General features: G+C 70.4%; 19 protein-coding genes. 11 read left to right on the top strand and 8 right to left on the bottom strand.

Translation table 11 applies throughout. The annotated features are described in order from the left end of the window. Positions 1-114: 114 nt before the first annotated feature. A complete protein-coding gene (locus tag ACIBG7_RS27005; protein WP_397338032.1) occupies positions 115-453 on the top strand; it encodes an STAS domain-containing protein in 339 nt (112 codons plus the stop codon). Positions 454-728: 275 nt separating this feature from the next. Here the strand turns inward: ACIBG7_RS27005 and ACIBG7_RS27000 are convergent, their stop codons facing one another. After that, positions 729-1,916 (bottom strand): aspartyl protease family protein, encoded by a 1,188-nt coding sequence (locus ACIBG7_RS27000; protein ID WP_397338031.1) that lies wholly within the window; start codon positions 1,914-1,916, stop codon positions 729-731. A 139-nt stretch (positions 1,917-2,055) separates the two neighbouring features. On the opposite strand from ACIBG7_RS27000, the gene ACIBG7_RS26995 reads away from it, so the two are divergent. Beyond that, positions 2,056-2,661 carry a TetR/AcrR family transcriptional regulator gene (locus ACIBG7_RS26995; protein ID WP_397338030.1) on the top strand — a complete coding sequence of 202 codons (606 nt, stop codon included), beginning with the start codon at positions 2,056-2,058 and terminating at the stop codon, positions 2,659-2,661. A 770-nt stretch (positions 2,662-3,431) separates the two neighbouring features. On the opposite strand, the gene ACIBG7_RS26990 is transcribed toward ACIBG7_RS26995, so the two are convergent. Together ACIBG7_RS26990 and ACIBG7_RS26985 are read right to left on the bottom strand one after the other, a co-directional pair. Next, complete coding sequence (locus tag ACIBG7_RS26990; RefSeq protein ID WP_397338028.1) at positions 3,432-3,632, bottom strand: hypothetical protein; 201 nt, start codon at positions 3,630-3,632, stop codon at positions 3,432-3,434. 921 nt (positions 3,633-4,553) lie between these two features. Further along, positions 4,554-4,748, bottom strand: coding sequence for a hypothetical protein (locus ACIBG7_RS26985; RefSeq protein ID WP_397338027.1), 195 nt, complete (start codon positions 4,746-4,748; stop codon positions 4,554-4,556). A gap of 267 nt (positions 4,749-5,015) precedes the next feature. Here ACIBG7_RS26985 and fxsT point away from each other — a divergent pair, with 267 nt between their 5' ends. The 8 genes from fxsT (at position 5,016) to ACIBG7_RS26945 (ending at position 17,400) form a co-directional block, all read left to right on the top strand. Next, the gene (gene fxsT / locus ACIBG7_RS26980; RefSeq protein ID WP_397338026.1) at positions 5,016-7,547 is read left to right on the top strand and encodes an FxSxx-COOH system tetratricopeptide repeat protein; all 2,532 of its coding nucleotides are present in this window, start codon (positions 5,016-5,018) and stop codon (positions 7,545-7,547) included. A gap of 185 nt (positions 7,548-7,732) precedes the next feature. Next, on the top strand, positions 7,733-8,269 hold the full coding sequence (locus ACIBG7_RS26975) for a hypothetical protein (protein ID WP_397338025.1): 537 nt from the start codon (positions 7,733-7,735) through the stop codon (positions 8,267-8,269). 220 nt (positions 8,270-8,489) lie between these two features. Continuing rightward, positions 8,490-8,762 (top strand): hypothetical protein, encoded by a 273-nt coding sequence (locus tag ACIBG7_RS26970; protein ID WP_397338024.1) that lies wholly within the window; start codon positions 8,490-8,492, stop codon positions 8,760-8,762. Positions 8,763-9,113: 351 nt separating this feature from the next. Beyond that, positions 9,114-10,373: a hypothetical protein gene (locus ACIBG7_RS26965; RefSeq protein ID WP_397338023.1), complete on the top strand. Its 1,260-nt coding sequence runs from the start codon at positions 9,114-9,116 to the stop codon at positions 10,371-10,373. Next, entirely contained in the window at positions 10,370-12,202 is a 1,833-nt protein-coding gene (locus tag ACIBG7_RS26960) for a 3'-5' exonuclease (protein ID WP_397338022.1), read from the top strand. Before ACIBG7_RS26965 ends, ACIBG7_RS26960 begins: the two co-directional genes overlap by 4 nt. Positions 12,203-12,626: 424 nt before the next feature. Continuing rightward, positions 12,627-13,676, top strand: a complete 1,050-nt coding sequence (locus tag ACIBG7_RS26955) for a hypothetical protein (protein ID WP_397338021.1) — start codon at positions 12,627-12,629, stop codon at positions 13,674-13,676. Between the two features lie 539 nt (positions 13,677-14,215). Then, the gene (locus ACIBG7_RS26950) at positions 14,216-16,780 is read left to right on the top strand and encodes a hypothetical protein (RefSeq protein ID WP_397338020.1); all 2,565 of its coding nucleotides are present in this window, start codon (positions 14,216-14,218) and stop codon (positions 16,778-16,780) included. Between the two features lie 392 nt (positions 16,781-17,172). Further along, positions 17,173-17,400: a hypothetical protein gene (locus tag ACIBG7_RS26945; RefSeq protein WP_397338019.1), complete on the top strand. Its 228-nt coding sequence runs from the start codon at positions 17,173-17,175 to the stop codon at positions 17,398-17,400. Positions 17,401-17,501: 101 nt separating this feature from the next. Here the strand turns inward: ACIBG7_RS26945 and ACIBG7_RS26940 are convergent, their stop codons facing one another. The 3 genes from ACIBG7_RS26940 to ACIBG7_RS26930 form a co-directional block, all read right to left on the bottom strand. After that, positions 17,502-17,693, bottom strand: a complete 192-nt coding sequence (locus tag ACIBG7_RS26940; protein ID WP_397338018.1) for a hypothetical protein — start codon at positions 17,691-17,693, stop codon at positions 17,502-17,504. Further along, positions 17,690-18,073, bottom strand: a complete 384-nt coding sequence (locus ACIBG7_RS26935) for a hypothetical protein (RefSeq protein WP_397338017.1) — start codon at positions 18,071-18,073, stop codon at positions 17,690-17,692. Before ACIBG7_RS26935 ends, ACIBG7_RS26940 begins: the two co-directional genes overlap by 4 nt. 184 nt (positions 18,074-18,257) lie before the next feature. Further along, the gene (locus ACIBG7_RS26930; protein WP_397338016.1) at positions 18,258-18,482 is read right to left on the bottom strand and encodes a hypothetical protein; all 225 of its coding nucleotides are present in this window, start codon (positions 18,480-18,482) and stop codon (positions 18,258-18,260) included. A gap of 129 nt (positions 18,483-18,611) precedes the next feature. On the opposite strand from ACIBG7_RS26930, the gene ACIBG7_RS26925 reads away from it, so the two are divergent. Continuing rightward, entirely contained in the window at positions 18,612-19,088 is a 477-nt protein-coding gene (locus ACIBG7_RS26925) for a hypothetical protein (protein WP_397338015.1), read from the top strand. An 82-nt stretch (positions 19,089-19,170) separates the two neighbouring features. On the opposite strand, the gene ACIBG7_RS26920 is transcribed toward ACIBG7_RS26925, so the two are convergent. After that, on the bottom strand, positions 19,171-19,569 hold the full coding sequence (locus ACIBG7_RS26920; RefSeq protein ID WP_397338014.1) for a hypothetical protein: 399 nt from the start codon (positions 19,567-19,569) through the stop codon (positions 19,171-19,173). Next, positions 19,566-20,768 (bottom strand): recombinase family protein, encoded by a 1,203-nt coding sequence (locus ACIBG7_RS26915; protein WP_397338013.1) that lies wholly within the window; start codon positions 20,766-20,768, stop codon positions 19,566-19,568. The genes ACIBG7_RS26920 and ACIBG7_RS26915 overlap by 4 nt, the downstream gene beginning before the upstream one ends. Between the last annotated feature and the right edge of the window lie 168 nt (positions 20,769-20,936).

The raw sequence follows: 20,936 nt of genomic DNA, 5'->3' as shown, positions 1-20,936 counted from the left end.
GCACCTCCTGGTGGCTTGGTGAGCCGAGAGGCGCACACTCACGACGACGGCTGCGTGTGACTTCGGCGGGCCATGCCGACGTTTTCGCGGGGCCGTGGAAGGCGGGTGACCGTCATGACCACGCTGACGACGGATGTCCACACCGAAGCCGGCGATGTCCTGCTGCACCTGGCCGGCGAACTGGACTCCACTACCGCACCGCTGTTTCGCGCGGTGTTCCTGCAGGCCGTGGCCAGCAGACCGCGTCACATTGAAGTCGACATGAGATCACTCACCTTCTGCGACTCCGCCGGCTTGCAGGCGCTCCTCGCTACTCGCGACGCCGCGGCGGCCGCTGGCGTCGGCTTCCACCTCGCCCACGTGCAGGGAGCGCTGCAGCGAGTGCTGAGCGTAACCGGCCTGGACGCCGCCTTCTCTGTGCTGACCCGCGAGGATCCTGTGGGCAGAAACTAGCCATGTCCTCGACAGCGTCCTCCTCCCGAGCGTGCGCGGCGCGGCCCGAAATCGTCTGGTCGGACCATGACGCCTCCCCTCAGCGCGAAGGAGCATCGCAAGCTGGCGCGCCAGCGTCAGGCGCGAAGCACCGGCGCGTGGCTGGAGATGCCTCGGCGCGATCGGCACATGCAACTTCGTCGAGCGGACCTGCTCCGGCGACACCCGCTTACCCCCAGAACCAGCGGGTCGCCCGCTGGTGCCGGCGGCCGGGGTGTGCTGTCCAGTGCAGGAGGTCAGGCTGTCGGTTCCATGAGGATGCGCATGCGCGTGAGGTCGAGGGTGAGAGCGTACGGCTTGAAGAACTGGTGCGTGGGCAGGCCGCCGATGCGGAAGCCGAAGTCGCTTTCGAACCACTGGGGGAATGCGCCGGCCAGGCCGGCCACGTCGTGGCGGACGGCCGAGCCCAGCCTCACCTCAGGCACCGTCACCGTATGGAGGCCCTCGCCTGCCGGGGTCTCGATGCCGGCGGCGGTGAAGGTGGAGCGGGGAGCGGTGAAGCCGATGTCGCCGCCCCCGGTGTCGACGAAGAACACCATCGGGTCCAGGTCGTTCACGGTGCCGTGGGAGAGCAGGTAGTGGTCGCCGGCGAACCAGAGGGATGCGCTGTGCCGCGCCTGCACCGATGCGCGCCTGTCGCGGCGCAGGATGAGCGCCTGGCCGGGGTAGTCGAGGGTGGGCAGGAAGCGTGCCAAGATGCTGGTGCCGATCGCGCCGCGGGTGACCCTGCCGTCGGGGGCGGCCAGGCGAATGGCGTCCGGGATGGTGTGGACCGGGACGTTGTCGATGCGCAGGCCGCCGTCGAAGGCGAGGCGGTCCACGCGTGCCTGGTAGGCCTTGTGCTCGCCGTACATCGTCTTGCCGAGGGTGTAGCCGTAGGTGGGGATGCCGAGGTGCTCGGCGTAGTCGTCATTCAGTGCGAACAGCGCGCCGGTGTCGAGGAAGAACAGCTCGGGCGGGGCGCCGTTCAGCGACGCCTCGATCATGGGCAGAGGATCGGCCGCCGCGAAGGGGATCCTGGCGGTCGCGGGGCCGGAGATGTCGTACGGCTTGCGCCCGGCGAGGTTTCTCAGCTGCTCCACCGTTGCCGTGGGGCCGTCCTTGGTCACCAGGGGCAGGGTCTCGGCCAGTTCGGCGAAGCGGTCGGCCCGCCACAGCGCGTCGGCCAGGTTGCTGATGGAGCGGGTGTGTCGGGGGTCGAGCCGTAGTACCTGCTTCAGCAGCCGGGTCGCCGCGGGCAGCCGGTTGGCCAGAAGCGTGATGTAGGCGTGCCGGGCGAGGGCGTGCACGTGGTCGGGGTCGCCGCTGAGCACTTTCTGGTAGAGCGTGTCCGCCGCGGCGAATTCGCCTGTGAGGAACAGTTGGTCGGCTTTCTCCAGGGTCTTGCGTGGTGTCGGGGTCTGGGCGGGTGTGCCAGGGAGCATGAGACCTCCTGTGAGGATGGCGGATTTCAGGAGTGTTCGTCGAGTGGTCATCGCGTCGTTTACATACTGATCGGTATTGGGATACCGATCAGTATTCATATACTCTTGGGGATGTCAATGGCAGGAAGGGGAGCGGCGCGTGACAGAACGGCTCACCCGGCAGGAGCAACGCGAGCGGAACCGCCTCAAGTTGCTGGCGGCCGCGGAGAAGGTGTTCGCCGAACGCGGTATCCAGGGCGCCTCCCTGGACGAGGTCGCCGCCGCGGCGGGCCTCACGAAGGGCGCCGTCTACTCCAACTTCGACGGCAAGGAGGACCTGCTGCTTGCCGTCATGCGCCACCGCCTCGGCCAGGAGGCGCGGGCCCAGGCAGACCGCACGCTGCACGCAGAGCGGGATGCCGGCGAGCTGGTGGAGGAGTTCGCGGGCTACTGGGCCGATCAGGTGCGTGCAGGTGATCAGGACACGTTCGCCCAGATGACCGTCGAGCTCATGATCCACGCCACTCGCGATCCCGCGCTACGCGAGCACCTTGTCGCCTTGGTGTTCCCGCCCGCCGACGTTCCGCATCGTCATCCGCTGGCGCCTTCTGGCAGCGGGCTGGGCGAGCTGCCGTACGAGCAGGCCGACGCCATCCTCAAAGCCCTCGACCTCGGCATGCGCCTGCTCACCCTGCTGGCCCCGGAGCGCTGCCCGCCCGAGCTGTTCGCGACGGCCCTTCGTCTCCTCACCGCCCCCAGAGCCTGACCAGGGGCGCTGAGACACTGCCTCTTTCTCTCGTACTTGGTGCCTCCCCCAAGGCGGGACGTCACACTTCGCTCAAGATCATTCTCAGCGCCAACGGCTGTTCCTGGGTTCCTCATCCCCGTGCTCGGGCCGTGTCACGCCCTGCACCGCCTCGGCGAACAAGGCGTCGAACTCGGCCACGCGCAGCGGCTGCTCGGCGGTGGGCAGCGTGCAGGCGGAGGGGACTCATCCCAGGTCAGAGGCAATGTTGTGTGTCATACCTCGACGGTAAACCTGTACCTAGGTACCGAATGCAACCCCTTGACGGGTACGCCAAAAATCCGGTTCGAGCCTCCCGGCACGTCGCCGGGCGGGACTCATGACGGGTCGGCCGGTCGCTGCCCGGGATCGTCCCGCAGCGCCCAGAACTGTGGCAAGGGCCCGTCACTGAAGCAGGTGGCGGGCCCTTGCGCTTGGCGTGGACGCCACGCGTGGTTGTGTGGCAGCTACTTCGCGCGCCGCTCGTGGATAAGGCGAGGGCCGCCCGCTCGGTGGGTGGAGGGGTTCCCCGGGCCCGGTCGGCGGCTCTCGTCCGCCCGCGCCTTCGTCGCCTTGCCCCCGTGTCAACGTCGACCAGGACGACGGACGCCCTGACCGCGCTGGCCCGCCCAGGCGTGGCCCGCGTGCTGACCGACCCCGGACATCCCGCCGCCGCCGACACCGCCGACGCCCCCGGCCCTTCGCGAGGGCCGGGGGCTGCAGGTTGCACGCGAAGGTGTCGCTACCCGGTACTAACCGCCGTGGCCGGGGTAGTAGTCCTCCTTCATCGGGGCCACCGTGCCGCCGCCGGGGTAGAAGTCGTCCTTCATCGGGGCCACCCCGCCGGAGCTTGGGAAAAGGTTGTCCTTGGCGGCTGCCGGGCCGGCGGCCAGGGCGAGCCCGGCCGCGGCCAGCAGCCCGATCGCGGCCAGCCTGAGCGTCGTGGTGGTCATCGCTGTCGCCTCTCCTCATCTTCGTGCGCAGGGGCCTCTTGCGCCTGCGCGGGCGTGGGATGCGGTGGTCTCGGGGCGCCGCCGCTTGTCGGCGTGTTCCGGTCTGATCAGGAACACGCCAGAGCTCATAGGGCCTCGCCCAGGCGTCGCTGTGCCGCTGGCGGACCTCATGCGCGGTCGGCCACACCGGGTCGTACCGCCCCCCGTGCTGACACTTCGTGGAAAGTAGCATAAGGCGCTCTTCGTCCGCTATTGATCTTCGATCACGGCCTGGCGGCGCCCTGGTGGCCGCGCACAGAAGGACGCCTCACCCCCTCTACGGCTTACCTGACGGCTGGGGCCACGCTCGGGAGGAGGACGCTGTCCGGGTCCGTCCGGGTCCGTCCGCAGCTCTGTTGGACATCTCTGCCGCACAGCTTTGCTGATGCGCGAGGTCGTGACACCGGATGCAGCAGCCGGTGCACCAGGAAGAAGGAGTCATTCATGAACATCCGCCGGCGACTCATCACCGCCACCATCGCCGCAAGCATCTTGTCCTGCACAGCGGCTGCCGCACCGCCCTCCGCCCAAGCGTCCGCTTCTCATGCCCTGGGCTCACCCGTCGAGTGCCATCTCCGGGGCTGGGAAACCGTCCGGTGGTCCCGCTATCTGACTGGCTGGCTCTGCCTGCTCAAGTTGCCGGAGGGCTCGGACGTCTACACCGGATGGGTGTTTGGGGTTCCCGTGGGTACCGAGGTGTACCTCGCATGGCCTCACACTGGTGAGCGGGGAGCACCTGCCTGGGTCGAGCCAGGAAGAACCGCCGTTCAAACCCTTTCCGAGGTGCGCAGAGGCAGGCGTATGTGGGCGTGCGCCGAGACAATAGAGCCCTTCGGCAGACTCTGCACAGACTTGGTTTGAGTTAGGAGCCCCAAAGGCCGATCACGCGGCGGCCGCCTGTCGCGCCATGGCGGCAAGCTGCAGGTGCACGCGGGCGGCACGGTGGTCGGCTCGGCCGTGGTGGTTGCGGGGGTAGCGCGGTCGGTTGGCGTGGGACGGCGCGCCGGGCGGGATGAGCCGGCCCAGTCCTGGTACGGCAGGGCCGCTGCGGTGCGCCCGCTGCGGCCGGATCCTCATCGACGGCGGCCGCCGCCGTCGATGCCCAGCCCCAACCCGTTCCGGCTGGCGGAAGCGGGCGGGGCTCGCCGTGTCGGTCAGAAACCGCCGGTGGATCCCCGGCCGGAGTGGCTTTCTGCGGTGATCTGCCCATCGCGGTGAGTGCAAGGCGCCGTCAAGCGGGCCGCGTTACGCTCACCGCGCTCACCGCGAAACGCGAAACAGGGCAGAGGGGGCCGGATGCGGCGTCCGTCGCGGGTCACGATGGTGGCCACTCCGATCCTTGTCATGGTGCTGCTGCCTGCGACGATCAACCTGGCCACCGGCGCGATACCGGAATCGTGGAAGCCCTACCTGCCATGGACGTGGCTTTTGGTGCCGATCCTCGCGCTGCCCGCCCTCATCGTCGAAATCCGCCACCAAAAGCAGCTCAGCGCGCCATCCCGCCACGCCGGCCGCGCCCCGGCCGCCCCGGCCGTCCTGGTGGAGGCGGGCGTGCGTCCCGGTGCTCAGACCGAGGGGCTGGTGTGGAACATCCCGGCGCCCTCGCGTACCTTCACCGGCCGCCACAGCGACCTGAACGCCATCCGGAAGGCCGTCACCGCCGAGCGGGCCGCCAGCGGATGCGCGCGGCTGGCCCTGTGGGGAATGGCCGGGGTGGGCAAGACTCAGCTGGCGCTGAAGTACGCCGAACGCGCCCGCAAAGCCGCCGAGACCAAACTCGCCCGCCGGAGCGCGGACGCCGGCGCCAACACCGGTAGCGAGACGAAGCCGAAGCTGTCGGTGGGCTGGCTGATGCCGGCCAGCGACCGGCTGGTGGCGGTGGCGGAACTGGCCGAGCTCGCCGACCGGCTGGGCGTCGGGGATGAGGATCAGGAGCGGGCGTGCCGGCGAGCGGTCGACGCGCTGGCCGGCCGGGCCGACTGGCTGCTGATCTTCGACGCGGCGCCCGGGCCCGCGGTGCTGGAAGGGCTGATCCCGGCCGGGCGCGGCCGGGTGCTCATCACCTCCACCAACCCGGCGTGGGAGAGCACCGCGCGGCCGTGCCCGATAGCCGAGTTCGACGTGAAGCAGAGCATCGCCTTCTTGCGCGCGCGCCGCCACCCGGAGAGCACCGCAGCCGCCGAAGCCGAGTTGCCGCCGGCTGAGCAGAAGGCGCTGGAAGAGGTCGCGGCGGAGCTGAACGGGCTGCCGCTGGCGTTGGAGCAGGCCGGAGCCTACTGTGCCGTCAACGGTCTGAGCTGGCGATCGTTTCTTGAGCGCTACCGGGCCGATCTGGCCGGCATCCTGGGGGCTCGCGGCCCCTCCGGCCATCCGCTGCCGTTGACGGTGACGTGGCGGATGACCTTGCGCGAGATCGACCGGCGCAACCCCGCCGCCGGCCAGTTGCTGCGGCTGATGGCCTTCCTGGGGCCCGCACCGATCCCCCGCGAGCTTGTCACCCGTGCGGTGTCCTCGCTGCCTCGGGCGTTGCGCCGGGCGAACGCCGGAACGAACCTGCAGACCGCGGACGAGATGATCGCCGCGGTGACCACGCGCTCGCTCGCGCGCTGGAGCACCGACCCCAGCGATCACGACGAGCCCCGGCTGGTCATGCACCAACTTCTGCAGGCCGTCATCCGCGAGGAGATACGCCTGCCCAGCACCGCCCCACCGAACGCTGCCACGGCCCTGGCCACGCTGCTGCCCCGGCGGGGCGGGCGATGGCCGAGCGCACGCTGGATCAGCTGCGCCGTCGACCTTCTGCGAGCGGCCACCCCGGACGACGCTCGCGATCATCGCGCCCAGGGGCGCTTCCTGACGTTGCTGCCCCACGCGCTGACGGTCCTGGCCCACGCGGAGCGCTTGGAGATCCTCTCCAGTCCTCTGGCAGACCTGCAGCACGCCTACGGCGACTATCTGGACCTCCGGCGCCAGGACGCGACCGCCCGAGCCTTGCTGGAGGGTGCCTTCGCCTACCGAAGCCGTCGTCTCGGCACCTCTCATCCCGACACACTGGCCACGATGACCGTCCTGGCTTTCGCCCTGCACCGCGATCCGAGCCAGCATCCCCGTGCCCGCCAGCTCGCGCAGCAAGCAGTGACGGGCTACCGCAACCTGTATGGCGACGACCACCGCGCCACCCTCAAGGCCAAGACGGCGCTGGCTGCGGTGATGTTTTCGCAGGGCCAGCTGGGGGAGGCGTGTGAGCTGGGTGAGCAGGTGTTGGCGGGGCAGCGGCGGGTGTTGGGTGAGGACGGCCCTCACACCTTGGCCTCGATGGCCAACCTCGCCGCCGTCTACCACGCTCTGGGCCGGCTGGCGGAGGCTTGTGAGCTGGGTGAGCAGGCGCTGGCGGGGCGGCGGCGGGTGCTGGGTGAGGACCATCCCAACACCCTGATGTCGATGAACAACATCGCCGCCGTCTACCGCAATCTGGGCCGGCTGGCGGAGGCGTGTGAGCTGGGTGAGCAGGCGCTGGCGGGGCGGCGGCGGGTGCTGGGTGAGGACCACCCCCACACCCTGATGTCGATGTACAACCTGGCCATCGCCTACCACGCTCTGGGCCGGCTGGCGGAGGCGTGTGAGCTGGGTGAGCAGGCGCTGGCGGGGCGGCGGCGGGTGCTGGGTGAGGACCATCCCAACACCCTGATGTCGATGAACAACCTGGCCATCGCCTACCGCGACCTAGGCCGGCTGGCGGAGGCGCGTGAGCTGGGTGAGCAGGCGCTGGCGGGGCGGCGGCGGGTGCTGGGTGAGGACCACCGCCACACCCTGAAGTCGATGAACAATCTCGCGGACATCGAGCGCCTGATCAGCGAAAGAACAGAAGACGAGTAAGGCGAGGAAGAACCGAGCCCGCGCTGCTCCCGCAGCGAGTCCGGTCGACGGCTCTCGCCCGCCCGCGCCTTCCCCGTCTTGTGCCCGCGTCGCCGACGCCGCCCTGCTCACCAACCACTAGACGTCGTCAGGATTTCCTGTCATGTTGAATGTAAGGAAATCCTGACGATCGAGGAGGGTGGGGTATGGGGTGGACGAACGAGGACGGCCGGTGTGAGGGCTGGGCCGCCGTGGTGTTCCCCGACGGCCGGGTGTCGGTCGGTTCCACGAACGGCGGCGCGCTGGTGGCCACCGTGGGACCCGACGGCGCGGTCCAGACCCGGACCGTGGCCACGGTCGGCGAGCAGGCCGACGTGTTGGACGGCCGGACCGCGACCGGCTGGCGCGGGCACTGCGAGTGCGGCTGGCAGGGCCCGACCTGGACCCGCGTCCTGGACTCGGTCCAGGAGGAGTTCGACAACCGGCGCGCCTACGACCCGGACCCGCGCGAGTGGGGTCACGTCCCCGACCGGGTCGAGCAGGCCATCCACCAGGAGTGGAAGAGCCACCTGGAGCCGGTCACCGTCACCACCGTCCGCACCGCGGCCGCCGCCCTCCGGCTCGCCCAGGCCGAGCTCGACCAGGCCGTGCACGCCGCCCGCGCCGACGGCCAGTCCTGGGCGCGGATCGGGGACGCCGCCGGCATGACCCGCCAGTCCGCACACGAACGCTGGGGCCGCTGACATGGACGCCACGACCTGGACCCGGATCAGTGCCGGCCTGCTCCACCGCATGTCCGCGGCCGACCAGCAGAACTTCCTCGCGTCCCCGGGCTTCCAGGAGTAGCCGGCCGCCGCCCGCCGCGCCCTTCTCAACGCTCTTGCTGAACTCGTCGCTGTGAAGGAGCGCGATAGCCGCTCCGGCTCCGCCACTTCCTTACCCCACCCCTCGAAAGGTCGCGCCATGAGCATCCCCGCCGAGCAGCCCGCCGCCCTCACCCCCGCGCTCACCGACGAGCTCAACGCCGCCCTGGCGGAGGTGGCCGCCGTCGACCCCGACGGCGCCGAAGCGGATTTCCTGCCGCTGGAAATTCTGCACAACGCCAGCGACGGCAGCCACACCGTCCAGTTCCCGCTCGGGCGCCGCCGCCAGTTCCTCACTCCCGAGGAGATGCTCAAGGCCGCCGCCCAGCTCATCGCCGCCGCCCAGAACGCCCGGCAGAGCACCCACCCGTAGCCTGCCGCCTCCGCCAGAGAGCACCGCCGCCGAGCCCCGCCGCCGTGCTCGCCGCCTTGGGGCGAACGCGACCGGCGCCCCCGGGTGAGCTGTGGGCGGTCGAGGACTGGCTCGACACCCTGGCCCGCTGGGAGGCGGCCGACCCGGCCGCCGACGCCGAGCGCGGCCTGGCCCCGCTCGACCTGCCCGTCCCGCTCGCCGGCGGGCGCGCCCTGGCCGCCTGGCAGCGGGTGCGCGACCCAGATCCAGGCCTGCGGCGGCGGCGCGCTCGACATGCTCGCCGCTGGCGCGTTCGAGGAGACCCCGCCGATGAGGCGAAAATGTCGGACCGGCCGCCTACAGTGGCTCTTAGTGGCAGAGCGCCTGCCCGACTCCGAGCCCGGCACCGACGCCCACGCCGTCACCCGCCAGGCGACCGAGGACAAGCCGTCCGTGAACAGATCGTTCCTGCACGCAGCGCACGCTGGACCCGACGCGAGCCATGGCTGTGACCTCGCGGAGGGCGTGGGCCTCCGCTTGGAGAGGACCGCCATGAGCGCCACCACCCCCAGATCCGCAGGATCCGGTAAGGGCCGCGCCCGCCATCGCCGCATCCGCGCCTACATGGACCAGCACGGCGTGCCGTACAGCGTCGCCGCCCGCGTGGTTGACACCGCCACCGAGGCGGCCCGTGACGGCCACCGCCACCCCGCCCCCGACCTGGGCTTCCTGGCCGGCCTGCCGTACGCGGCCGGGCAGCCGGTCGACGTGCTGCTGGCCACCGCCGCGGTGGCCGCCTGCCGCGCCGGATGCGGACCCTGCCAGCTGACTCTCACCCCGACGCTGCGCCGCTCGGTGCCCACCGTGGCCGCCCTGGCCGGCGGCGTCTACGGGATGCTCCCCACGCCCGGCAGGCTGGCCCACCCGGCGACCCGGGCCTGGCACCCCCTGGCCCGCCAGGCCGGCACCAGCGGCGAGCGCGCCGACGCCGAGACCGCGTTGGCCGCCCTGGCCGCGCTGCCCGAGCAGGACCTGGCCGCGATCCTGGAGGACGCGCTGGACCTGTGGGCCGCCGCCGCGGCTCAGGTGAGCGCCCACCTGGTCGACGTGGACCCCGGCCACTCCCGAGACGACGAGAACGAAGACGAGAACGAGAACGGCGAGAAGGGGGACGAGGACGGCGTCGACGGGTACGGGCGTGGCCCGATCTACGCCCTGTACCCGGCCACGGCCCGAAGCGAGAGCGGCGAGGTGCCGGTCCTCGTCCTGTCGCCCGAGCGCGGCGCGGCCGGCGTCGAGGACCTGACCGCGCGGGCCGCCTGGCCGTCCTGGGACCTGACAGCCATGCCCGCGCTGGACCCGCGCTGGCAGGTCCAGGCCGACATCGCCGGCCGCGCTCTGACCGCGATCGTCCGCCTCGACGACGACGGCTTCGACGACCTCATCCTGTGGCGCGCGCCCGAGCCCGCCCCTTTGCCGCCGCACTGGTGGGATCTGCTGGACCGCACCGGCGCCGTGCTGGTGTGCGGCCCGGTCGACCCGCCGTCCAGCGCCTCCGATCTGAGCGTGCTGCAGGAGGCCGCAGCAGCAGGCAGCCTGCTGGCCGCGATCACGAAGGTGAGCTTCCGGTGACCCAGACCCCCCACACCCCGACGCCCTCGCAGACCCCCGCGGTCCCGATCAGCCCGATGGCCGCGCGTCCGCGCCGCACCAGCGTCCGCACCCTCGCACACACCAGCCGCCAGCTGCGCGAAGCTCTCGGCTGGGAGGAGGGCCTGTTCAACCGAGCCCTCGCGGCCGGGGTCGTACCGCCGCCAGACATGCAGACCCCGCGCTGGTCCGGGCGCGTGGTCGACGACCTCCTGGCCCGCCGCGACCAACTGACCGCCGCCGTCCCCGACCTCCTGGACGCCTTCCAGGCCCGCGAGCGCGCCGGCCTCAGCTACAGCGAGTGGCGCCGCGCCGAGGACGCCGGGCTGCTGCCGGCAGCGCAGATGCCGCCGTACTGGCCGCCCGGACAGGTCGACGAGCTCGCCGCCCGCGCCGAGGCCCTGCGCGAGCAGATTCCGCCGCAGCCGCTGGGCGCGCGCCGGTGCGCGGAGCTGCTGGCCGAGCTGACCGGCCTGCAGGCCGTCGGCGCCGACATCGAGGAGGCGTGCAGGCGCGGCCTGATCGCCGAGGCCGGCGACTACAAGGGCTGGCCGCTCTACGACGTCGCCGCGGTGAAGGAGCTGGCCGAGCCCGGCCATCCGCGCCACGGCGAGCTCATCGAGGTCATCGCCACCCGGCTGGCGTGGCTGGCCGGCTCCCTGCCGCCCGGCGAGGCCGCCGCCCGCCTCGGCTGGCGTGAGGAGGACCTGGCCCGCGTCGCCGCTGAGCGAGGTCTCATCCCCGCCGCCGACGGCCGCTATGCCGGCGCGGACGTGGCCGCCCTGGCTGATGACGAAGACCTGGTCGAGCAGGTCCGCCGCCAGCAGCTCCTCGGTCCCGAGCAGGCCGCCCAGCACGCCGAGATGCGCCGCCGCGACTTCGACTACTGCGTGGCCGCCGGGTGGGTCCGGCCGCTCACCTACGTGGCCAAGGGCGTCGGCCGGTACAAGGTGGTCGACGTCCCCCTGTACGCGGTCGGCGACATCGAGGACATGCTGACCATCGCCGGCGTCGACTGGGAGGCCGTCCGCGCGGTCAAGCCCGGCGAGGTCTCTCCGCTGCGTGAGCACACCCGCCTGCCGATCAGCCGCGCCCAGATCGTGCGCGCCTTCTGCGACCGTATCCGCGAGCGCTGGTCGGTGGAAGTGTGGCCGCGCTGGCACAACGCCGCCGACCAGTGGGAGATCGACTGGGAGGTGCGCGCCGACGGCCACCCCACCCGCGACCACGTCGCCGAACTGCTGGAGAGCGACACGGGCGCACGCGAGCACCGCGACCGGATCACCCTGTCGACAGCGGTTGGTGAGGTGATCAGGTGGGCCCGCGCCAGCCTGGAACCCGGCACGGCCGTCATCGTCGACACCGAGACGACCGGCTTGGACGGGGTGGTGATCGAGATCGCCGTGATCTGTGCGGCGACCGGGCAGACGCTGCTGGACACCCTGGTCAACCCGGGTATCCCGGTGGAGGCGGGCGCGCGAGCCGTTCACGGCATCACCGACGGCGAGCTGGCCGATGCGCCGTCCTGGGCGAAGGTCGCCCCGGCCTTCCTCAAGGCCGTAGCCGGCCGCGAGGTCTTGGCCTACAACGCGCCCTTCGACCAGGGCCGGATCCGAGCCACGCACCGGCATGCCGGGCTGGAGGTCGCCGCCCTGCCCTCGGCTGACCGGTGGCACTGCCTGATGGAGGCCCGATCGGTGTGGGCGCGGGTCGGCTACTGGATGCCGCTCGGCGGAGGCCACCGGGCGCTCGGAGATGCGAAGGAGGCGCTGGGCGTGCTGCACGCGATCGCGACTCCGACCAGCCGCTGACCCCTGCCGCTCTCGCGGGCCCGAAGGACCGAAGCTGCGAGGGAGCCCGCTGTCCGTCAGGAGAGCGGGCTCCTTGGCCGAGGTGTTCGTCACACTACGCCGATCATGGCGCGGATCCCGTACGGCACGCGCTGGGCTCGCTGGTCCTTCCAGAACAGCTCACCTGCCTCGGCGTTGCTGAGGGTCTGCAGTTGGCGTGTATCAGACCGCTGGATGGCGGTAGGCCCGCTGGCGTCGGCCCGCTACCGCCACTGGCCGATTGTTGCTGCTCAGGGGCCTCGTGCTGCAGGGCCAGAGGCCGAGCTCCGACCAACCGAGCAATCCGGACGGCTCAGCAGGAGCAGCCGGTCCAACCGGATTCCCATCGCGTTCCAAGTCCGCGCCCGCAGGATCGCTTCGTCTACCCTTTGTGAAAGGACGAGAGATGCGTGTATGGAGTGCGCTGGTGGCGGCGACGGGGCTGCTGATGGCCTGCGCGGTCCCGGCCCAGGCGCACGCGGCGGCCGATGGCCCGGCGGTATCGGTGGCACCGATCGGGGTGGTGCCGCCGGTGTTCAACGGTGTGTGCTCGCCCGGCGTGGAGTTCACCGCCAGCGTCACGATCACCGCGGACGGGCCGGGCACTGTGACCTACCAGTGGGATTCGCTCTGGCAGGGTCAGGGAGGGCGGCTGACCTTCACCGAAGCCGGCACCAAGACGGTCAGCGGCATCACCCGCCAGTACTCCGGCTGGGGTCTGCGGCACCAGACCATCACGGTGACCGGCACCAACCAAGTGAAGACGTCCGTCCCGTACACGCTGGGCTGTATCGATCCGGTTCCGGGCGGACCGCAGATCCAGCCCGCGGCAGACTACGTCGGACGGTGCGGCAGCGATGTGGTGCACACGGTCAGCGCGCAGATCACCTCACCGATCGCGCAGACCGTGCGCTACCGCTGGGTCAACTACGACGGCAACCCCATCCCCGGTGCGGAGGGCGAACGGGAAGTCGTGTTCACCGAGCCTGGTGCCAAGTCGGTCACGGCGCCCTTCCAGCGCGTTCCCATCCCCGGTACCAACATGGGCCATGGGGTCAAGGTGCAGATCGTCAGCCCGGGCACCGCGCAAAGCGCCAACGGGCAGTACTACCGCACGGTGTGCGTGAGCGCGGAGTTCACCGAGATGACCCGCACCGCTGGCAACTGCCGGACCGGCACGCCGTACAAGTACGTGATGAACGGCTATGTGGAGAGCAACGCCATCGGTCGGATGTCCTACGCCTGGGCCCGCTACGACAGCCTGGAGGGTGCGTGGGTCCGCGACGCGTGGACGCCGATGTCCTTCGTGAGCTACAACAGCCCCGGACGGCAGAACGTCAGCAGAACCTGGCTCTCGGCCGACGGCGGGTCCGGCGTGTGGCGGCTGGAGGTCCTGGGCACCGACGGCACCGTCGTATCGCAAAGCCGCCCCTACAGCATCCCGTGCGTTGCCTGACCGACTGGACCTTCAGCCCGGCTGAAGCCACTGCGGACGTGTCGTGAACGGCTGTGTCAGCCGCACCAGCCGAGGCGCATCGGAGCCACGCTCGTCGGCGGTCAGCGCGAGCACTGCCCGGTGATGGCGGCGGTCCGGTCGCAGCGCTACAGCCGCTCGAGCACTATCCGGTAGACCTCGTGCGGCCCGGCCGGCGCGTGCGGCGGCCGATGAGACTCTCTGCCGCCCGCCTCGGCTCGGAGCCCATACGCGCGCGCTACCGGGCCATGATGATCACCTGATCCGGCCCGTTCGCCAGCCCACGCCGTCAGCGCGGTGCGCCGGACCACCTCTCTGACTCCCCGGCTCTCTTGCCGGCGTGTGCGGAGTCAGGCTCGGGCGATGTCTGACGATCAGCTCCTACGAGATCTCACACATCGTCATCAAATGTCACTCTATGTTGCGCAATCTGCGATGATCACCGGCTGGGGAGAGCGGTTCGTCATGAGAGGAATGCTGTGAAGTTCGCAAGCAGAGCGAGGCGCGGCTTCGGTGGGCTCGTGCTCTCCGTCGCCGCGCTCCTTGCCGCCGGGGGCCTCGCCGTCCCGGCGCACGCCGCGCCGAAGCCGGCACCAGTGGTGTTCGGCGCGGCTGCGGCATCGCCGAAGACGCAGACGGTCACCTGCCCCGCCACCGTACGGCTCGCCACCAAGGCCAAGGTGAAGGCGCCCGTCACCCTGAAGTACCGCTGGATCTTCAGCAACGGCGACAAGGGCCCGGTGAAGACCTACCGCGTCGGCGGCAAGGGCCTCAAGAACGTCCGCCTGACCACCACCGTCAAGATCGGTTCGGACGCTGCCGGCTGGGGCCGGGTCTACCTGGCCAGCCCGGTGAAGAAGCTGTCCAAGAAGGCCTACTTCAAGGTCACCTGCACCGGCGGCGGCTCGGGCAGCGGCGGCGGCACCGGCCAGGTGGCGACCGGAGGCTGGGTGCACCTCGACTACGGCCACTCCGAGGACAAGCCCACGCAGGGAGGCGGAGACCCGGGCACGCCCCCGCCGCCCGCTGCGACCAGCCACGTCAAGGGCGTGACGCTGAGCGTCGCTCCCGAGCCGGACAAGGCCGTCCAGAAGTGCCCCAAGGCTTTCGAGCTCAAGGCCGTCTTCGACATCACCGGCGCCCCGGCGACCGCGTTCACGATCAGCTACCGGGTCCTGGCCTCCGACGGCACACCCGGCCCGTGGCTGAGCACGGACGTCCCGGCCAACCACGGCACTACCCACGAGGTCAAGCCGCCCACCTTCGAGACCAGCGCCAGCGGCTGGCGGCAGATCGAGGTCAACCAGCCCGCCACCGTCAAGTCCAACCAGGCCGAGTACAAGGTCGAGTGCACCGCCCCCGGCATCACGCTCGGCAAGAGCAGCGGCCTTCCGGGCGAGACGATCAGCGTCACCGTGGTCAACGGCAAGTCGACCGTCAAGACCATCGTCTCGGAAGCCTTCGACCCTGCCGCGCACACCCCGAGCCGGCCCCAGCACGAGTACGCCTTCAACGCCGTCGTCTCCGGCAAGGCCGGCGTCCACGAGGTCAAGGCGGTCTTCGCCGACGGCACCGAGGTGAAGACCACCTTCACCGTCGAAGAGAACAAGAACCCGGTCAAGGGTGCGGTCCTGACGCTCGAGGCGAGTGACAAGGACGTCCAGGTCTGCCCGAAGACCTTCGCGGAGTCGGTGACCTTCGACATCACCGGCGCGCCGGCAAAGGCGTTCGAGATCAAGTTCCGGACGCTGGCCTCCAACGGCGCCATCGGCCCATGGCAGACCGCGTCCGTCGCCGCCAACCACGGCAACACCCACACGACCGACCTCGGCAAGATCAGCGTGAGCCAGAGCGGCTGGCACCAGATCGAGGTCCAGCAGCCGGACGGCCTGAAGTCCAACCAGGCGGCCTACAACGTCGAGTGCACCAGGCCGGCCATCACGCTCAGCGCGGCCACCGGCAAGCCGGGTGACAAGGTGAAGGTGACCGTCGTCAACGGCAGCTCCGACATCAAGACCATCACTTCCAACGCCTTCTCGCCCGCCACGCACACGGTGGGCACGGCCACGCGGCAGTACTCCTTCGACGCCACCGTCGCCGGCAAGGCCGGCGCCCACGAGGTCAAGGCAGTCTTCGCCGACGGCACCGACGTCAAGGCGACCTTTACCGTCGAGCAGGACCAGAACCCGGTCAAGCAGATCAGCATCACGCTCGACCCTGCCACGCACAACGGCCGCTGCCCCAAGGTCCTCAACGTCAAGGCTAGCCTCACCGTCCAGAACCTGCCCTCCGGGGAGCAGGTGATCCAGTACCGCTACGTCGGCGAGGACTCGTGGCGCTCGCTGAAGGTCCCGGCGAACCACCCGCCCCGGCTCGATGTAACGCTGGACCCGGTGACCGTCGCGACCACCACCAACGCCAGTGTCACGGTCGAGATCAACCAGCCGAGCGGAACGAAGTCGAACACCGCCTACTACCGCTTCACCTGCGCCAACCCGGCCATCGTGGTGGACGAGCCCAACATCAGGACGGACGAGAACACGCGCACGGTCACCGTCGACGGCATCGACAGCGAGGTGCGGACGATCGAATCGTCGATCTTCAAGCAGACCGTGACGCAGTTCTCCGGAAAGACCAAGGTCGTCCACGAGGCCGCGTTGAAGAGCGGCCTGAGCGTGGGATCCTTCCGGGTCTTCGCCAAGCTCGCCGACGGCACAGTGCTCCAGACGTCGGTGTATGTCTACAAGGATCCTGTCGTCAAGATCAGCTTCTGGCGATACCCCCCGCCGCCCGACAAGGTGGACTGCCCGTACACGCTCACCTACCGTGCCCAGGTCGACGCATTCGCCGATGACGCGCCGCTCGGCCGCTTCAAGATCCTCTACCGGATCCACAGGCGGCCCGGAGACGCCGGAGAGCTGCGGGAGGCGACCGTGCACCGCTACAACAAGGACTCCCTTGTTGTCTTCAATTTCACGGAGACCTTCACCTCGACCGCGCAGGCTCAGACGCGGCACTTGTCGGTCGGATCAGGTTCGAGATACAGGCTCAGCAATCCGATGGTCTTCAACATCAACTGCAGGTAGGCGAAACTTTCCGGGCTTGTTCCTTCAGTGAGCAGTCGTCTGCCGACGGCGGCCGCCGGGAGACGAGGTTGTCTCCCAGCGGCCGTTGTGTCTCCCAGGGACGAGCACCCGTGGCGGCGCCGTGGACACCCCCTGTACAGCGGGAGCTTCCACGCTCAACGGCGCTCATCGCAGACTGCTTCGATCGCCGCCACCTCGTTCATCGAGTCCGGCGTGTGGCTCACGGGAGTCCGGCTCTGCGCCGGCGTCATCCTGCACGATCACTACGGAGGCCAGCTCGCGCGGATCGACGGAGGCTGCTGGGGCGTCAACGGAACGTACTCCAGCTACTCATCCGAACCGAGAACTGGAGCGGCTCAGTCTCGCCCGACATCATCGCGAAGACCTATGACGTGCAAATCGTCTACTGGAACGACGGCATCAACTGGAACCAGGTCTTCACCTTCGCCATGAAGGTCTCGGAGATCTACCAGGGCATCGCCGGAGCCGTGGGCGACGGAGCGGACGCAACCGACATCGTCCTACCCACCGGCAAGGTCTACAGCTACTCCGCCTACGTGCAGACCGGCAGCGGAGGCGGCGACCGCGGCGGCACGGACTGCATCTACCCCAAGGAATAGGCCCCAAGAACAACTCGATGCCCCCACCCGAAAGTGGGGGCATCGACGCTTCGAGGCGACCTACGCGACGGTACGCCGCGACAGATCACTGATCCAGGGTTCTACCTCAGCGGGTACGGCCCGGCGTTGAGAGCGGCCGAGTGGGTGGTGAACCCGGAGGTCGTCGGGTAGCTCGTGGTGCCCGCGATCAGCGACAGTAGCAGGGAGACCGCCGTGGCGCCGGCAGCGACGGAGCCGACGGTGGGCGAGATGATGATCTCGTACGGCGGCTGCGGGTCGATCGTCGGGCTCACCGGGTGACCTCGGGGTCGACGGTGACGGTGCTCTTGAGGAGCCGTTCGACGTCGCCGTTGGGCCAGGTGAGCTCCAGGTCGTAGAAGCCGACCCACCAAGTCATCGCCGCGGTCTGGGCGGCGGTGATGACGATGTCGATCACGCCGGGCGGGCCAAGCGTGATGGTGATCCCGGCCGCGGGCGAGCTCGTCAGCTCCAGCAGCACCGCCGGCGAGGCAACGCTCGCGCGCACCTGCATGCGGGCGGTGTAGCCGGTCAGGTCGCGGCCGGTGAGGGTGAGTGTGGTGCGGTAGGTCGCGCCCTGCTCGATCGAGATATCGTACGGCGGGAGGGGCTGGAGGCGGACTGAGCCGGCCGAGCGCGATCCTCCCCCGATCACCCGAGGCGTGGCTGCACATTCAAAGGCTGGTGTGGCTGTAGGCACGCTCTCGACCACTTGGAGGCTGCGACACGGATCTGTTGGGGGGATGCGGTCGGCTGTGCCGGCCGCATCGTGGGCATCTCGGTGCGGACGCTCTTCCCGGAGAATGCAAATGCCACGATGGCTGAGCGGTCGATCGCTTCTAGGCGGGTTCGTGCCGACCGAAAGACGTCTCCCCGCGGGGCAGGCCCGGGCACTCGTTCGGGAGGAGCACGCCATCCTGCGGCACGGTCGCCGCCCAATAGATCGCCCCGCTGTGCGGCACCGGCAGCGCCTCGATGTGGACGTCGCAGTGCCGGCACTTCCCCTTGTCGTGCGGCTCAGGAGGCGGCAGGAAGCCGTCGTTGGTGGGCGAATCGAACACCATTCGGTGATCTTACGTTACCGCCCGAACAGCCCCACATCGGGCACGGCGGCCCGATCACCCTGATGGTGCGGGCCTGCTCTCAAGCCGCACACAAGCGGCGTCCAAGACGCGCTCCATACCGTGCCCGGCATGAAGAAGATCGCATTCCTCACGGCCGTGGCCCTCGCCAGCATCGCCATCACCGGATCAGCCGCAGCCAACGACACGCCCGCGGTGACGCCGGGCGAGGTGTTCTACGACGAGGGGTCAGCCACCCACCATCCGAACACACCCGGTGTCGTCGTCGCCTCGGTGTCGCTCCCTGCGGCAGGCTCCTACCTCATTCATGCCGACACCGACTTCTATCGCAGGGACAGATACACCGAGGAAAGCGGAGCCCGCTGCGACATCCTGCTGCCCAACGAGTTCAATTCCAACGGGGGCATGCAAGTGGCCAGCCATGGTCCGAACGGCTATGGCACCGTCTCGTTCACCGTTGCCCTCACGACCACGCAGCCTGGGCCGGTGAATCTGCGCTGCTACCAGATCTCCTCCGGAGGGCCGACGCTGTTCTTCAACCACGGGCGGATCACGGCTCAAGCCGTCCCGAAGATCACCCGCTTCTGACCGCAGGAGCATCCCCGTCACGCGGCCTGGCAGTCGTGTACGGACGCTCACCGTTGCGGGGCGCGCCGACAGCGCGCGCGGCTCATGGCCGCCGCCCAGTAGCGGCACGCGCACCGTCCTGTCCGGCGGTTCCGGCCCTGTGCGCCGCGCGTGCCTGCCCCACCGTGACCTGGCAGGCCTGGGCGATGTCCGCCCAGGAACTGCCGTCCGATCGCAGCGCCTGAACCGCCCGGCGCAGCGCCGCCTCGAAGCCCCGCCGCGCCTTGGCCAGCGCCTGCAGGTCGGCCGAGTCCACCCGCACGCACACGGCCGGCCCCGCCCCGTCGCCGGCGCGCAAGGCGAGCGCGGCCTCGGCGCTGGCGCCCAGCTCGCGCAGGCTGCGGCCGTGCACGACGAGGCCGTGCTGGTCCGCGCGTGTGATCCACCAGCCGCCGCGCCGGACCGCGACCACGACGATGTCACGACCGCCGGCCGCGCTCACCGGTCGGCCTCCAGCAGGGCGATGACCTCGTCGGCGACGACAGGGGGCAGGCCGCCGCGCGGCACTACGATCTGCCGATCACCGGCGAGGAACATCGTGTGCGTCTCGTTCTCCCGCACCGGCAGCAGCGCGATCCCGCGCTCGGCGGCGGCCGCGTGCACGCGGTCCCACCCGGTCGACCTGCTCGCCCGCAGCTGGGCCGACACCAGCTGCGTCTGGTGCCACTCCTCGACGGTGACGATGGCCGGGTGCGCCGGCCGGCGCGACCACACCCACGCGGAGATCGGGGTGGGCCGCTCCCGTCCTTGGCGGCCGGCCCGCCGGCCGTAGACCTGGTAGCCGGTGTATTTCGGCTGGGCGAGCATGCGGCGCACCTGCCGGCCGCACCACATCGCCTGCCCGTCGGCCAGCGGATGCCGATCTAGGTCGCGCGCCAGCCTCCGGGCGATCTCCTGCTCGCCGAGCCGCTCCAGCCGGCGCATCCTGAACACCTGCGCCACGGTGTCGGCCCGGCGCCCGTCCGGGTGCAGGGCCAGGCGCATCTTGGGCCGCCGCTCGCCGAACCGCCCGGCCGGCGGCGGCGCGTCCGGGTCGAGCTCCGCGATGTAGCCGTAGCAGGGCGGGCCGTGCCGGTAGCCGTTGGCGGCGTGCTGGCGCTGCCCGCGCATCGACATCTCCATCAGCTCGTGCCGGCCGATCTCGGCCTGCATCTGCGCCGAGCGCCGCGTCGTGAGCCTCCCGGTGGTCATCCCGCCCTGAGGTTCGTTGGCGCAGTCGATGGGCACGCCACGCGACAGCAGGTGCCGCTCGATCTGGAGGCTGGGCAGCATGTCGCGGGCGACGCGGCCGATCCGCTCGCACGCCACGCGGTCCACCTCGCCGCGCTCGACGGCCTCCAGCAGCTCGCCCAGTCCGCCGTCCCGCGGTACCGGGACGCCGAGGCGGGCGTAGTCCTCGGCGCAGATCTGGCTGCGCTCGTCCAGGCCGAGCATCCCGGACTCCACGTCCCAGAAGTGGGCGACGAACGCCTCACCCGGGCCCAGGAGCCGGCTGGCCTCGGCGAGCTGACCGGCGAGCGAGGAGCGCGGGTCCTGGTTGTCCTTGGTGGAGCAGCGGCCGAGGAACGCCGTCCTGGGCCGCGAGGCGGCGGCCGGCTGGTATCCGGGCAGGTCGCTCAGGTCGATCGGGGCATCGAACACGGGGGTGGGCCGTCCTAGCGGGAGAAGAGGAGAAGCCAACGAGAGCCTGCTCGAGATCAAGCAGCTCCACCCCCACGTGCGTGGGGAGCATCCCGCGGCGGCGGGATCGAGGGCCGCGCCGATGCGCGCCCGTACGCAGGATCGGCCCGCCCGCCCGGCGCGTTACGC

Source organism: Nonomuraea sp. NPDC050328 (assembly GCF_044459405.1).
Lineage (GTDB): Bacteria > Actinomycetota > Actinomycetes > Streptosporangiales > Streptosporangiaceae > Nonomuraea.
The sequence above is the reverse complement of the archived record's forward strand: the minus strand, read 5'-3'. Positions and strand labels throughout refer to the sequence as shown.